The 13,926-nt window shown below is 35.9% G+C and carries 16 protein-coding genes and 1 tRNA gene; 1 reads left to right on the top strand and 16 read right to left on the bottom strand.

Annotated features, from left to right (window positions below; translation table 11 throughout):
• Positions 1 to 166: 166 nt before the first annotated feature.
• The 9 genes from IEV09_RS12540 to IEV09_RS12500 all read right to left on the bottom strand — a co-directional run bounded on the left by IEV09_RS12540 (position 167) and on the right by IEV09_RS12500 (position 7,672).
• Complete coding sequence (locus IEV09_RS12540) at positions 167 to 829, bottom strand: DNA alkylation repair protein (protein ID WP_188368642.1); 663 nt, start codon at positions 827 to 829, stop codon at positions 167 to 169.
• A gap of 150 nt (positions 830 to 979) precedes the next feature.
• Positions 980 to 2,485, bottom strand: coding sequence for a DUF3114 domain-containing protein (locus IEV09_RS12535; protein ID WP_188368641.1), 1,506 nt, complete (start codon positions 2,483 to 2,485; stop codon positions 980 to 982).
• Between the two features lie 123 nt (positions 2,486 to 2,608).
• Positions 2,609 to 3,823, bottom strand: coding sequence for a chloride channel protein (locus IEV09_RS12530; RefSeq protein ID WP_188368640.1), 1,215 nt, complete (start codon positions 3,821 to 3,823; stop codon positions 2,609 to 2,611).
• Between the two features lie 411 nt (positions 3,824 to 4,234).
• Complete coding sequence (locus IEV09_RS12525; protein WP_188368639.1) at positions 4,235 to 4,603, bottom strand: hypothetical protein; 369 nt, start codon at positions 4,601 to 4,603, stop codon at positions 4,235 to 4,237.
• Between the two features lie 66 nt (positions 4,604 to 4,669).
• The gene (locus IEV09_RS12520; RefSeq protein WP_188368638.1) at positions 4,670 to 4,972 is read right to left on the bottom strand and encodes a hypothetical protein; all 303 of its coding nucleotides are present in this window, start codon (positions 4,970 to 4,972) and stop codon (positions 4,670 to 4,672) included.
• 395 nt (positions 4,973 to 5,367) lie between these two features.
• Entirely contained in the window at positions 5,368 to 5,760 is a 393-nt protein-coding gene (gene rpsI / locus IEV09_RS12515) for a 30S ribosomal protein S9 (protein WP_188368637.1), read from the bottom strand.
• Between the two features lie 15 nt (positions 5,761 to 5,775).
• Entirely contained in the window at positions 5,776 to 6,222 is a 447-nt protein-coding gene (gene rplM / locus IEV09_RS12510; RefSeq protein WP_306450312.1) for a 50S ribosomal protein L13, read from the bottom strand.
• A 188-nt stretch (positions 6,223 to 6,410) separates the two neighbouring features.
• Positions 6,411 to 6,881, bottom strand: coding sequence for a Dps family protein (locus IEV09_RS12505; protein WP_188368635.1), 471 nt, complete (start codon positions 6,879 to 6,881; stop codon positions 6,411 to 6,413).
• Positions 6,882 to 6,946: 65 nt separating this feature from the next.
• The gene (locus tag IEV09_RS12500; RefSeq protein WP_188368634.1) at positions 6,947 to 7,672 is read right to left on the bottom strand and encodes a DUF5105 domain-containing protein; all 726 of its coding nucleotides are present in this window, start codon (positions 7,670 to 7,672) and stop codon (positions 6,947 to 6,949) included.
• Between the two features lie 113 nt (positions 7,673 to 7,785).
• On the opposite strand from IEV09_RS12500, the gene IEV09_RS12495 reads away from it, so the two are divergent.
• A complete protein-coding gene (locus tag IEV09_RS12495; RefSeq protein WP_188368633.1) occupies positions 7,786 to 8,469 on the top strand; it encodes a prepilin peptidase in 684 nt (227 codons plus the stop codon).
• Between the two features lie 49 nt (positions 8,470 to 8,518).
• On the opposite strand, the gene IEV09_RS12490 is transcribed toward IEV09_RS12495, so the two are convergent.
• From IEV09_RS12490 to IEV09_RS12460, 7 genes are all read right to left on the bottom strand, one after another.
• Complete coding sequence (locus IEV09_RS12490) at positions 8,519 to 9,874, bottom strand: C40 family peptidase (protein WP_188368632.1); 1,356 nt, start codon at positions 9,872 to 9,874, stop codon at positions 8,519 to 8,521.
• A gap of 205 nt (positions 9,875 to 10,079) precedes the next feature.
• A complete protein-coding gene (gene mreD / locus IEV09_RS12485) occupies positions 10,080 to 10,571 on the bottom strand; it encodes a rod shape-determining protein MreD (RefSeq protein WP_188368631.1) in 492 nt (163 codons plus the stop codon).
• A complete protein-coding gene (mreC, locus tag IEV09_RS12480) occupies positions 10,572 to 11,429 on the bottom strand; it encodes a rod shape-determining protein MreC (protein ID WP_188368630.1) in 858 nt (285 codons plus the stop codon).
• 129 nt (positions 11,430 to 11,558) lie between these two features.
• Positions 11,559 to 12,197, bottom strand: a complete 639-nt coding sequence (locus IEV09_RS12475) for a thiamine diphosphokinase (RefSeq protein WP_188368629.1) — start codon at positions 12,195 to 12,197, stop codon at positions 11,559 to 11,561.
• Complete coding sequence (gene rpe, locus IEV09_RS12470; RefSeq protein ID WP_188368628.1) at positions 12,194 to 12,847, bottom strand: ribulose-phosphate 3-epimerase; 654 nt, start codon at positions 12,845 to 12,847, stop codon at positions 12,194 to 12,196. Before rpe ends, IEV09_RS12475 begins: the two co-directional genes overlap by 4 nt.
• Before the next feature lie 13 nt (positions 12,848 to 12,860).
• Positions 12,861 to 13,742, bottom strand: coding sequence for a ribosome small subunit-dependent GTPase A (rsgA, locus tag IEV09_RS12465; RefSeq protein ID WP_188368627.1), 882 nt, complete (start codon positions 13,740 to 13,742; stop codon positions 12,861 to 12,863).
• A gap of 125 nt (positions 13,743 to 13,867) precedes the next feature.
• A tRNA-Pro gene (locus IEV09_RS12460) sits at positions 13,868 to 13,926 on the bottom strand.

Genomic DNA, 13,926 nt, shown 5'->3' with positions numbered 1-13,926 from the left:
GTAAACACTATTTTACTAGGTTTGAAGCAATGAGTCTCTTTTGGTGTTGCACTTATATTGTAAATTCAAGCCACAAAAAAATCTGTGGATAATTATTTTAAAAGGTGTCGCTGTGTTTTCCACAGAGTGACTAGCCGATCCGTTTCTTTTCCCCATGTGGATAACTTCAATTTGATTTATGCTTCTGGCGTTTGCCTACTTCTATAGTAATAAAACCCGGCAAGTAATTCGGTGTACAACCTTTTGAAACCTTGTCTTCTTTATAGAGACCGGTTTTTTCGCCTAATTCGATACAGCGTGCACGATATTTTTCATTATAGACACCAATCCAACCAGCAGTGAAATTCATTGCCCATTGTACTTCAGGCTGTTCTTGTATTATATTTTCCTCGATTTTTGTCAATAATTCCAATGTATTTCCTTGGTCCGTCTTTCCTGTCCATCTTAAACGCCCTTGATAATACCAAAAAGTCCGCCTTTGAAGCGCTAATGGACTCCTCTCCCATGATTCAATCAAAGCAATATTTTTCTTATCTTTAACCAACTGGTTCGCCATTAACCAGTCACTTAAATTCGTGCGCTCAAGCAAAGGATGACTCTGCATGTCTTGATTCAGTTGATCTAGCAACTCTTGCGGCAGTCGTTTTTTATCCATAATTAAGATTGCTAATAAGCGCGGTAAATATTCGCCTGTTGACCAAATTTCCAAAGCGGACTCATGATCTTTATTGATCTCTTTAGCCATTTTACGTAACTGACCAAGCATTGTTTTGTCAGTTATCTGAGAAAGAATTCTTTGCGCTTTCTCTGATTTTTGTGTTTTTTGCATCATTTACTCACCTATCCCAATTGATTTATCTGCTTTCCTTTGACCAGCTCTTGTAAACGATTCGATTATCGTTCTATCCTTGTTGTCCACGATTTCTTTTGTGTCTAACTTTTACGCCTCAAAGCAGCATGTTTTCGTCATTTTAGTTGATTAAGAACAATCTTTATCCCCTGACCGTGCAAAGAGACTGCACTGAAACATCGCCTTTTTCTTCTCCTTTACAATCGGATACTCCTTTTTTTTCTTATATTTTTCTGAGTAGTTTCCTCCCTGAGTTATCCATTCTTCACTTTTCCAATATTTTTTGGCAGCTATTTTTAAATGATGCTCCAATCCACTACTTGCTCTAGCAGGTACAACATCAAATATTTGATGTTGCTTGGGATGATTTGAATAGTTAAAGGACTCACCCTCAACGATTTTTTTTCCTTCTAAAGTATTCGGGTGGTAATCCTCCGAAAAAATCCCGATTTCTCCATTTTTTTCGTGTAAAACATCCCATTGGGTAACAAACTTCCCTGTTCTGACATTGACGATAAATTCCGATAGACCATTCTTAGTCGTAATTTTATCATTTTCTTGACCCTTAAATGGGTATTTCGCCGAATAACGATTATGTAGCCTCGAAGATTTACTAAAAATCAAAGGCTGTTCTTGACCATAAGCTAATAATTTATCTAAATCGGTTGCACCGGCATAATGGGTTCTGATATAACGAATATTTTGGAGATCTAGATACATTCGAAATTGATGGATGATTTTTAATGTTTGTTTAGACGTCTCGGGATTATTCCCCGGTAAAAAACCACTAGGATAGGCCTTTGTCACCGATTTGGCAAAACTTTCCAAAAAAGAACGATGTGGCGGCATCTCAGAATCCAATTGATACGGACCTTTCAGCTGTAACATGCCGTTACTATCAATACTCGCCTGCAAATGCTTCATCACGAGAATAATTTTTTCTCTGTCTGTATAATTGCTTTCATTAAATAATTTCGTATAAAGCCTTGAACCGACTCTTTTCGTTTCTACCTTTAAGATTGATAATTGTTCCAGTATTCTTTTCGTTGTTTCAGTATTTTTCAAATACGTGTTTATCTGTTGGAAGTAGCCTAAAATTGCCTGTTTATCCCAGCCTTCTTCGATACGTAACATTTTTTCATGAATGATTAACTCTTCGACATATCGTTCAAATACTGGAGTCGTCATTGCCTTTGGCTGTTCAATTTGATAATTTGTTACAAGTTCACGAATGCTCCAAAGTTGGTTGATTTTACAAAGCCATATCCAGTCTGCTTTCGTAAAATCTGTTTCTTTATCTATTTCAACAATTTTGATTCCTACTTTTAAAAGCTCTTCCAATTCTACCGCATCGCTCAAATAGCGACGTATCAATTCTCGGGTTTCTTTCAAATACTTCACTTCTGTAAAAAATAAGCATCGATGTTCCTTCAAATAGGCTTGATAGGCTTTTTGAAGGGCCTCAATATGAAGCATCTGTGCTCGACCGATTGCGCGATACATGCAACGGGACTGAATGTGATGATTTTGACGAAAGCTACTTTTTTCCACTAATTGAATCAACTGATTACTCGCTTCAATTGCCTTTATAAAATTTTTTTTAACTTCCCTCATTTGCTTGGTTTGATTCTTCATTTTCTCACCCTCGTACAAGCGTAATTACTGATTGTATTTTAACACCAATTAAAAAAATTCACCAAACAATCGAAAAAAACACTCAGACCATCGATCTGAGTGTCAAATAATTTTTTTATGCTTTTAGCTACGTTTTTCAATCCACGAATCAATGGACTTAGCCAAGTAACAGACGAGAACAATGATTGGGAAAAATTGAATTGGAAATAAAAATAGCAAAAGTGCTGCTGTCACCAAAGGTTGCTTCAGAATAATTGTCACACTGGCTGCTACTACAATGCCGACAATTAAACCTGGAGTATAAGGAAAGTAACTGACGATTGTAAAAGCAATTGCCGCACTCGAAAAAATCGCTGGGAAAATTTTTCCTCCACGCCAACCGAATGCAAAACATAAATTCGTCAAAATCACCTTACCTATCGCTAAAAATAGTAAAAATCCACGACTCAATTCCTTGTAACTTTTAGAAAATGGTAATAATTCATGCTCGCCTGAGAACAAGAAATAAGGTGAAATCATCCCTAACAAACCAATCAAGAGACCGGCTGTTATTGCTAAAATGAATGGATGGTTGATTTTTTTGGCTATTTGATTACTGATTTTTTCAATCATTAAGAATAAATAACCGAATAACAAGCCAATCACAATAGCTGGAACAATTAGAAAAAGAACCTTCGACTGCCAGATGACGATCGGAATATGAATCCCCAATACCGATTCTTTTGGAAACATTTGGTTAATCGTTGTAAACCCAATAATTCCAAAAATCGTCGCAAGACCATAAACTACAACTTTTTTCCACTTAATTGAAATATGATCTTTTTTTAATTCCTCTTCTAACGAATCTGATATTCCGACAAACGGTGCATGGAAAATAGCTGATAGCATCGTACCGATACTCAAATTGACTAGCTGCTCTTTTCTAGCTAACGTTAATTTCATTTGATCCCCTAACCAACTAATCATACCACCTAAAATACTAGATAACGCGGCTTCCGGTCCAAGACTTGCACCAAAAGCTAAAACGATGGTTGCTGCAAAGAAATTTCGCGTCACGGCATGTTTATACGCTACTGCATTCGTTGCTTTAAACTCATGGAGTGTTTCCTCTAACGTATGTGGATAGGGTCCCAGAAAGCGTTGTGTAAATCCAACTAGAGTTCCCCCAATTAAACCTAAAATTAATGGATAATAATTGCCTAACTGCAAAGTCGTAGGAATGGTTTCCCATAAGCTATGAATTAAAAAATTGACCAGTACTAAGAACAAAGAAGAGACTACTCCTACAAAAAAACTTAGAACCGTGATGTAAAATAAAAAAATACTATTGAATTTCATATGTTTCCCCTCAAATCGATTTAGTATCTTATAGAATTGATATCGACACTAAAAATACTCCTGCTGTTAAGCGACTGCTTGTGTCATTCAACATATTAATAGCCAATAGCACTCTAAATAGCGACTCTTCATGATTTACATAAACAATTTACCATAGAATTTTTAGTAGGACTAGTCAGAAACGTACTAAATGTCTAAAAATTTTACTATAGGAGATAGGAATATATAAACTCGACTCAGCTAATACGATACTTAGATAAATAATTGGTTGCTACTCGATTTCCAAGGAAACTGTGCTCAGTACGACTCTCTTAACAAAAATAGTTATCCACAGTGGATAACTATTTAAGCCATAAAAAAGTTGTTCAAAAATTAAAAGAGGATTTTATTTCTCCCTAAATATTTCAATAACTAATAAACAACACCTATATAGTGGATCGTTTTCGGAGTTTTTATACTCTCTCCAAATAAGTTATTATTAACGTCCATTTTAAAAATATCTTTCAAAGATATTTCCTCCTCTTGAAAGTAGTTATTATCTTCAATAAATTTTTTACTATGCTCAGGCGGGTAAAAATTTTGTAGCGAATACGTTGATCCAACTTGCTTTTGTACTTCATTATCTTCATATATATATAAATTCTCAGTAAAGGTTATTAAACTCGCATCTCCATGAAATAGTTTTGTACATGTTTCTTTCAACTTTATTAAAAATTTTTCAAATAAATATGCTTGGATACGTTCCCTAGATTCTTTGAATTCTTCCCCAACATATACCATTTCCCATGATCCCAGCGATTTATAGCTGTTCCTTTTCTTTCTATGATTAAGTCATGGAATTCCGAATCAAATTTTTTCATACAGTCCTTTTATGAATGCATAATTTTCAATTGTACTCTCGGAAATAGCATCTATAGCATAAACATAGTCATTATCAAAATCGCTTGTATGTCCTATAATTCTCATTGCTAAGACAGACTCAGTATCAAAATCATCTTCCTCTTTACTGAACAGTATTTTTTTTATGAATATAGAAATCTGCTGTAAATTGAAATATAGGGCCTTTAAATCTGCTATATAGGGGGATAGTTGAGTAGATATTTCAACATAGCTATCTTCAAGAGAATATTTCTTTTTAAATGTTTTCATATTAAAGCTCCTTCCACCATTATAACTCTATTACGTTGAACATACGTTCTTTATTCAAGTGAACAAGAAAAGAAGTAAGGATTATCTTACTAAAACCTCTCTATTCAAAATGACTAAAAAATTAACTTTTGCCTCACCTAGTACGATCCTCGTAACCACAAAAAAAACATTCCTTTTTGGAATGGTTTTTTGTTTGAACGATAAATAATGGATTGGTACTTGGTTTCCAAGGAAACCTCCGTCCCATATTTTATTCGTAAGCGAATAAATTCGCAACGACTTAAAAAAGGAAACTGCGCTCAGCCTTCGCTTCGCCCAGTACGAGTCTCGTAACTCAAAAAAAAAAACATATTCCAAAAAGGAATATGTTTTTTCTTTTCGAACGGTAATCGTAATTAACGTTTTGAGAATTGTGAAGCTTTACGCGCTTTTTTAAGACCTGGTTTTTTACGTTCTACCATACGGGCATCACGTGTTAATAGACCAGCTTGTTTTAAAGCTGTACGGAAATCTGGATCTACAGTTAATAATGCACGTGCGATTCCGTGACGGATTGCACCTGATTGTCCTGCGTAGCCTCCACCGTTAACGTTAACGAAAACGTCATATGAACCTCTTGTTTCAGTTACGCCAAATGGTTGGTTGATAACTTCACGTAGGTCAGCATGTGGAATATAAGTTTCGATTTCTTTTTTGTTGATAACAATTTTACCTGTTCCTGGTACTAAACGTACGCGAGCAACGGCATTTTTACGACGGCCTGTGCCGATATATTGTGCTTGTGCCAATGAAATGTCCTCCTATTAAATTAAGTTTGTGATATCTAGTACTTCTGGTTGTTGTGCTGCATGTGGATGAGTTCCTTCAGCATAAACGTGTAATTTCATTCCTTGAGCACGGCCTAAAGTGTTCTTAGGTAACATACCTTTAACAGAATTCTCGATTAAACGACGTGAGTTTTTGTCACGTAATTCACCAGCTGAGATTGTTTTTAGTCCTCCGATGTAACCAGAGTGACGGTGATACAATTTATCACTTGCTTTATTACCTGTTAATTTGATTTTATCTGCATTAATTACAATTACAAAGTCACCTGTATCCACATGAGGAGTGAATGTTGGTTTATTTTTACCACGTAAGATTGATGCTACTACTGCTGAAAGACGACCCATTGGTACATCTGTTGCATCAACTACGTACCATTTACGTTCTACTTCGCCTGCTTTGGCCATATATGTTGTACGCACTATTTTTTCCTCCAATTTCAATATCGAATGTTTGACGTTCACTTGAGTTTCCGGGGCTCTTATGGGGCAAACAATACCATTTAATATGATACATAGAATCTGCGCCGATGTCAATCATTTTCTTTTTTAAAATAAAAATAAAACAAGAAAGAACTTGAAAGTCGTTCTTTCTTGTCTCATTTAATCATCAATTATGCGGGATCAATTTCAGGTGCAAAGCCTAGTTTTGCTTGCAACATCCAAATTTTCTTTTCAATATCTGTATTAAAGCTGGTAAAAATATCTTGGCTACTATCATCGCCTTCTTCTCCAGCTACTTCAATGCCTTTTTTATAAAGGTCGGCTAAGTAACGATAATTTTTAACGAGTACCGCCATCCGTTCTGGAATGGTACGTTCATATGTGCCAATTTCATCCGAGATTTTCGTATGATCAATGAATTCTTGTAAGGTTGAATACGGTGCACCGTCTAATGTAATTAAACGTTCTGAAACAACATCTAGCTGTTCATTCAACTCCTCCATAAATTCGTCCATCAATGGATGTAAGCTTAAAAATTCTGGACCGCGCATATACCAATGCGTTTGATGAATCACAACTGAAAATTGACTTAAATCCGCCACTAATTGGTTTAAAATTTCTTTCGTTTTTCCATATTTCATCTAAAACTCTCCTCGCTTTCCATGTTATAAGCATAATACAAAGTCGAGCAAAGTACAAACGAAAACTATTCGTTTGTTTTAGGTTCTCCCATTGATGGAACGACCACTTGAGTCACGGCTTCCGCCATTTCTTTCGCTAATTCTTCATCATTCGAAACACCGGCAAAGAAAGCTAAATATAGACTTGCTAACGCCTCATCTTGTCCTGCCACAATTTCCCATTTTCCACGATTTTCTTTCAACTGTAGTGTTACTTCTGTTGTCGTTTCTGTCGCTTTTGTTTCTGGGATTTGTGCTTCAATAATCGCAATCGTCTCTTCAATCACTTTCTTTTGATCTTTAGCAATTTGGTTATCTTTTTGAATTCGTGTTAATAGTTCTTGTGTCGTACGAATCAGTAAGCCACTTAAATCAAAACCTTTAATTTCATACGTCACATGGTGAATCGGTTTGGTTTCAGTAACTTTCTTAATCTCATAGCTCGTCACTTCTTGCACTTGTGTCATTAATAAACCTGAAATCTTTTTAGCCACTGTCTCATCGATTTCAGTATTACTTTGTAACAAACCTTTTGTAAAATTTTCTTCAAACGATTTACGATGCTTTCCAAAAGCAGTCGTTAGTGTTTCACTATTAGCAAAATTGCTTTCAAATGATTCATCTTCTTTTTGGTAAATCATTGCGTCAATTAGTAACGGGGCAGCTTCTTTGGCAGGGATTGCTTGCGCACAACCTGCAATAAACAATGGTGTCAAAATAAATAAGACCATTGCTAGCCATTTTTTCTTCACGGAATTTCCTCCTCAAATTTTCTTACCTTACTATTATTGAAAATTTTTGTTCCCTTGTCTAGTATTCAGACTTTTTTGCGTATCTTTATTAAAAATACTTAAGGAGAGAGAGAATGTTTATTTTTTATATTGGTTGTTGCTTCGCTTCTTTTTTAATGGTTATTGCCCAACGTGTACCGGCCGGAGAGGATTTCCTTTATTCGCGTTCCCGCTGCCACCACTGTCAACAAAAACTTGCTTTCTATGAATTATTGCCTTTGATTTCAGCGGTACTTTTACGTTTTCGTTGTCGCACTTGCCGACAAAAAATTCCTCTAATTTATTTTGGGGCTGAATTTATTTATGGTTGCCTTTTCTTCTTAATTACAACACAACAGGTGGGACCAACAAAGATTGCCTACTTGATTTGGCTTACGATGGCTTTTTTGCTTTCACTGACTGATTTATTTTATTGGACAGTCGAACCAAAAATTTTGTATCCTTTCGGTTTCTTACTGTGGATGATCCTTTTTTTATGTGCTTGGCAGCTTTATTTCAGCACACTCATTTTTCTTCTTTTAATCAGCTTGATCGTCTATTTTTTCTTACAAGATTACTTTGGTTTTGGGGATGTGTTACTTTTACTTTTTTGGGGACCTTGGTTTTCACTCCATCAATTATTTATCCTACTCTTCGTTGCTAGTTTGTCTGGCTTAATACTATCTGCCATACTGACTCTGATTCGAAAAAAAACAATCCATCATCTACCCTTTGTTCCTTTTTTATCATTAGGTTTGTTTTATCTGCTCTTTTTTTAAAGGAGAAACGCCAAAAAAGCTGACGAAAAATCGTCAGCTTATAATTTAATTACATACGTACTGCAAAACTTGGTGCCCAAGCGCCAACTGAACTTACTGATACTGTTGAGCCTGGTGTAGGTGCGTGAATATATTGTCCGCCACCTAATGCGATTGCAACGTGATGTGTACCTCCAGCAGAGCCCCAGAAGTATAAATCGCCTGCTTGTGCTTCGCCAACAGAAATTCTTGTACCCGCACTTTCTTGAGGAACAGTCCATCCGCCAATTTCACGGCCTGTTGCATGACGGTAAACGTAACTTGTGAAACCAGAACAGTCAAAGACATCTGGTCCTTTACCACCCCATACATATGGTTTACCTAAGTGTTTGTATGCTTCTGCAATAACCGCACTTGAGTTACCTGATGGTGCTGGTGGTGGCGTTGGAGCTGGTGTTTCTGGAACAACTGGTGTCTCAGGAACTTGTGGTGTTGATGGTGTTTCTGGCACTGATGGCGTTTGTGGTGTTGATGGTGCTTCCACATTACTGCTACCAGTATTATTGTTTGAGTTGTTTGAACTATTTGAGTTATTTGTATTACTTGATGATTGATTATTGTTTGATGCGTTATCAGCTGAATTATTCGTAGCAGATGCATCCTCATTGCTTGCTTGTTGCTCTTGACGACGTGTCTCAGCTGCAGCTGCTGCAACTAAACGCTCTTCTTCTGCAATACGTGCACGTTCAGCTTCTGCTGCCGCTTTACGTTCTGCTAAAGCTGATTTTTCGCCTTCTTTTGTTGATTGTTGAATCGCAAGGTCTGCTTTAGCAACCGCTAAATCTGCTTGGCTACGAACCAACTCGCCCTTTTGTGCTTCTAAGGCAACTTGACTTTCATTGATTTCAACAATTTTTGCGTCATTTTCAGCTTTTTTATCTTCAACTGCTTGTTTGTCTTCTTTTTGTTGATTTACTAAATCATTGTTTGCATTCACGATAGTAGACATTGCTTGAACGCGTCCAATTGCATCCGTTAATGAATCCGCGTTTAATACTGCATCGATCAAGTTCGTTTGATTACCATTGACTTGAACATCACGTGCTTGCTTACGAATCGCTTCTTCACGACGTTCGATACGAACTTCTAAATCAGCAATTTCTTGTTGTAGAACTTTTGTTTCTTCTGTTAAAGTATTCATTTTTGCAAATAGCGCTTCTGCTTCCGCATTAATTGACGCTACTTCACCTTCTAATGCACTAATTTGTGATTGTAGGCCTGCTTGTTTATTTTTCAAATCACTAATTTCTTGATTTTTTTGCTCGATTTGCTTATCAAAATCATCTGCAAATACGATTCCAGGTGTCCCCACCGCGGTAAACAATAATGAACATGCTAATAATGACGATAAAATTCGTTTTTTCAAGTTCAATTCCTCCGACTAGGTTCTTATTATTAATAAATTCTTTAGATAGCTTAATTTTTTTTTAACTATCATGACGACAAACAGATTGTAACACAGGGATATGACAGTTAGATAAAACAAATGTTACAAATACATTTCAATTTCACTTATTCTTAATAAAAATGGACCTCTAATGCTTAAATTCGCAATCAGAAGTCCATTCTTTTTATTTCCAAAATATTTTTTTTACTGGGTAAATGCTGAGACAAAACAATCCCATATTCAATAATAAAGTTGGTCCTAGCACTTTTGTAACAAAGTATAACGGATTAACCGTGATCAAGTTAAATATTAATTGTAAGCTAACATTCAGACTTTCGAAAGCAGTAATAAAGATAATCATGCCAAAAAACAGATTAAATATATTTTCAAACAAAAAAGGATGGACCAGATACACTAGCCAAATAATCAATGGCAAAATAACTGCATAAATACCAATTAAGCCTAAATAATATAAGTCAAAAACAATACCTATGCACAATGACACGACTAGCATATAGCCTTTCGGTAGATAGCGAGTTGCAAAAATCATTACAATCAGCATTAAATGGGCTCGCCAAACTGATGAACTCAATAACCGTTGTGTTAATTGAGCATCGAACAACATTAAAATAAAAAATAAAATCGGTGAAAAGTATTTCAAATGTTTTTGAGTCAACTACTCGTCACCTACCTCACGTTTAATGATTGTTACGACCGATAAATCCGTCATTTGGGCATATGGTTTCAAATAAACTTGACGTGTCAAACCAAAACGGTCTTTGCTTTCTTTTAAAGTCGTTCCAACAGGTAAATCTGCTGGTGAGCTACCGCCTAAGCCCGATGTTTGTACAACTGAACCTTCTTCAATCGTTGCTTCACCCGTTAACTGTTCTACAATTAACGCATTTTTTTCTTGATCATAACCTTTTAAAATACCAAAAGTTTCACCTTTTTTCCCAGAAATTCGCACGGGAAATTGGTTACTGCTTTGATTGCTCGACGTCAATAATTCTACTTTTGATGATTGTTGATTCACTTCAATCACACGACCAATTAGACCATGGTTAGCTAAGACAGCCATATTTTCTTCTACACCATCATTACTCCCGCGATCCACAACAATGATTTCTTGCCATGTGTCCGGTGAGCGGGTAATCACATTCCCAGTTATTTTCTCAAAATTTGTCAATGTAGACTGTAATTTAAGTTCTTCTTTTAATGTAGCAATTTCGCGTTCATTATTTTTATTTTTTTGAACCATTTCATCAAAAGAATCGATTTTTAATTTTAATTTTTCATTTTCTTCATATGTTACAAACAAATTTTCAACAGCACTTGCACCCTTTTCCACCCAACGAATTGGGGCTGACACAATACGATCAACAAAAGATACGGTATCATTCATGACGGATTGCGGAAAAATTGTTTTTTCAGATACTGTTCGTCTAGCTACTGTTACACTTAATACTGTTACCGCAACAATAACAAGAAGCAGCATAATAATAATGTTTTTATTTGGATTAAATTTTTTCACCTAAGGCACCTCGGATCTCTGGACTGATAGCTTAAATTGTACCATTAATTCCTATGAAACAAAAGAAAAGACGAGACTCTTAAGCTTTTTTTGAAGACTTTTTTCAAAAAAAGACGTGTCTCGTTTTTTTTATTTATCTTTTGATTGAATAACAGCAATCATTCCTTGACTAAAACTGATTTCAGCTGTTTCTGTCAGAAATTCATTACTCGCTAATGAAACTGGATAAGTAAAGTTAGCCGCATCAAGCGTATATTTACTATGCGTAAGTGTCAATTCCTTAACCGCTGTTAAGCAAGCATAACCTAGATAGTTCATTCGATGGTCTTTTTTGATAACGTATGTTCCTGGCAATAAGAACTGAACAATATTTTGCTGATCTCTCAGCGTCAATTGTTGAATGTGAACTTGAAAACGCGGTTCAAAAACCATCCATAAATTTGATAACAAATGATCCAAGCGTCCACCAGTCATACCAATCATATCAATTTCAGCATTGGGATAGCGCTTTAGTGTCTCTGACAGTCCTAGTTGGCTATCTGTCTCATCCTTTTCTGAAGGCGCTGTTACGACGTTTTTTGCTTGATTGAAGACACTTGTCTGTTCCTCTATTGATAATGAATCAAAATCTCCGACGGCTAAATCGAGTGGATACCCTCGCTCCAATAAAAACAAACTCCCTCGATCGACCCCGACATAGTGATGATAGTTCATCTCTAATTCCGGCCACAGTTCAGGATCACCACCTGCTACGAGTAAAATTCTCATTCACTAAGAACCTTTCTTAAGCGACTAATTTGTTGACCCGGATCCTCTGCGTCGTAAATATAACTACCTGCTACAAAAACATTCGCTCCCGCTTCTTTACAACGTTTTGCTGTCTCTGGCCCAATCCCACCATCGACTTGAATATCAAAGTGATAACCTTTTTCTGCTTTAAGCTGTGATAACTCACGAATCTTTCCTAGCATCTCTTCAATAAATATTTGACCACCAAAACCTGGATTCACAGTCATCACTAATACTTGATCAACCATACTTAAAACATGTTGAATGGTATCAATTGGCGTTCCTGGGTTTAATACGACCTCTGCTTTAACATTTTTTTCTTTAATCAATTGGATCGTTCGATGAATATGAATGTCTGCTTCAACGTGTACCCCAATAATATCAGCACCTGCTTCTGCAAATTCATTAATCAAACGTCCCGGATTTTCTACCATTAAATGAACATCTAAAGGTAGTTTTGTATGTGGTCGTAAAGCTTTGACAACATTTGCACCAAAAGTAATATTAGGAACAAATTGACCATCCATCACATCAATATGAATATAGTCAGCCCCATGTTGTTCAACTAAGGCTACGTCTCTTTGTAAATTAGCAAAATCCGCACTCAAAATCGATGGTGCTATTTTCATTTTTACTTCACTCCTATTTCTTCTTACGATAAATTGGTTTACGATTTTCAATTTCTCCTAAAAATTGCAGATAATTCTCATATCGAGTTAAAGCAATTTCACCTTGTTCTAGTCCTTCTTTTACTGCACAATTTGGTTCGTTAACATGCTGGCACTCTCTAAAACGACAATTACTTGCTATGGCTAAAAACTCTGGAAACAGCTTAGGTAATTCTTTTACTTCGATTGTTAAAAAGTCAATTGAACTAAAACCAGGTGTATCTGCCACTAAACCATCTGCAATTGAAATTAATTCCACATGGCGTGTCGTATGTTTTCCACGTCCTAACGCTTCAGAGATACTTCCTGTTTCTAATTCTAGACCTGGAACGATTTGATTAAGTAACGTGGACTTCCCTGCACCCGATTGTCCCATAAAAACAGTTAATCGATCTTTGAATGTTGCTTCGATCGCCTCTAGAGAATCTTGATTTTCTGATGCGACAATAATCGAATAACCTATTTTTTCATAGACATTTTTTATATCATTAATGAGCGCTTTGTCCACTAATAAATCGACTTTTGTTAAATAAATAATTGGTTCAATATATTCGTATTCTAATGTGATCAAAAAACGATCTAATAAATTATATGAAAAATTTGGTTCAACTAAACTTGTTACAACAACGCCTTGATCGACGTTAGAAACGGCCGGTCGTACTAATTGATTTTTCCGCGGAAGAATTTCTAGTAAATAACCATCTGTTTTATTCGTACTTTCAAAAATAACATTATCTCCAACTAAGGGAGTAATTTTTCTTTTTCGAAAATTACCACGTCCACGTGTTTGATATCGTCCACTATCATTTTCTACATAATAAAAACCACTCAGTGCTTTTGTTATCTTTCCTTCCAAATGGATCCCTCCTTCGCTTTTGTTTCCTATTGTATTGTATCATATTTTTAAACTAAACAAAAAAACAGAATCAACTGATTTTCATCAATTTGATTCTGTTTACTCTTCATTTAAACTATCGGGAAGACAGGATTCGAACCTGCGACCCCTTGGTCCCAAACCAAGTGCTCTACCAAGCTGAGCT

The sequence above is a fragment of the Enterococcus alcedinis genome (assembly GCF_014635985.1).
Lineage (GTDB): Bacteria > Bacillota > Bacilli > Lactobacillales > Enterococcaceae > Enterococcus_I > Enterococcus_I alcedinis.
The sequence above is the reverse complement of the archived record's forward strand: the minus strand, read 5'-3'. Positions and strand labels throughout refer to the sequence as shown.

Excerpts from the sequence above, each read along its gene's own strand:
- IEV09_RS12525 (WP_188368639.1), bottom strand. The coding sequence starts at position 4,603 with ATGGTATATGTTGGGGAAGAATTCAAAGAATCTAGGGAACGTATCCAA.
- IEV09_RS12535 (WP_188368641.1), bottom strand. The coding sequence starts at position 2,485 with ATGAAGAATCAAACCAAGCAAATGAGGGAAGTTAAAAAAAATTTTATA.
- IEV09_RS12495 (WP_188368633.1), top strand. The coding sequence starts at position 7,786 with ATGTTTATTTTTTATATTGGTTGTTGCTTCGCTTCTTTTTTAATGGTT.
- IEV09_RS12530 (WP_188368640.1), bottom strand. The coding sequence starts at position 3,823 with ATGAAATTCAATAGTATTTTTTTATTTTACATCACGGTTCTAAGTTTT.
- IEV09_RS12505 (WP_188368635.1), bottom strand. The coding sequence starts at position 6,881 with ATGAAATATGGAAAAACGAAAGAAATTTTAAACCAATTAGTGGCGGAT.
- rpe (WP_188368628.1), bottom strand. The coding sequence starts at position 12,847 with ATGAAAATAGCACCATCGATTTTGAGTGCGGATTTTGCTAATTTACAA.
- IEV09_RS12475 (WP_188368629.1), bottom strand. The coding sequence starts at position 12,197 with ATGAGAATTTTACTCGTAGCAGGTGGTGATCCTGAACTGTGGCCGGAA.
- IEV09_RS12520 (WP_188368638.1), bottom strand. The coding sequence starts at position 4,972 with ATGAAAACATTTAAAAAGAAATATTCTCTTGAAGATAGCTATGTTGAA.
- IEV09_RS12540 (WP_188368642.1), bottom strand. The coding sequence starts at position 829 with ATGCAAAAAACACAAAAATCAGAGAAAGCGCAAAGAATTCTTTCTCAG.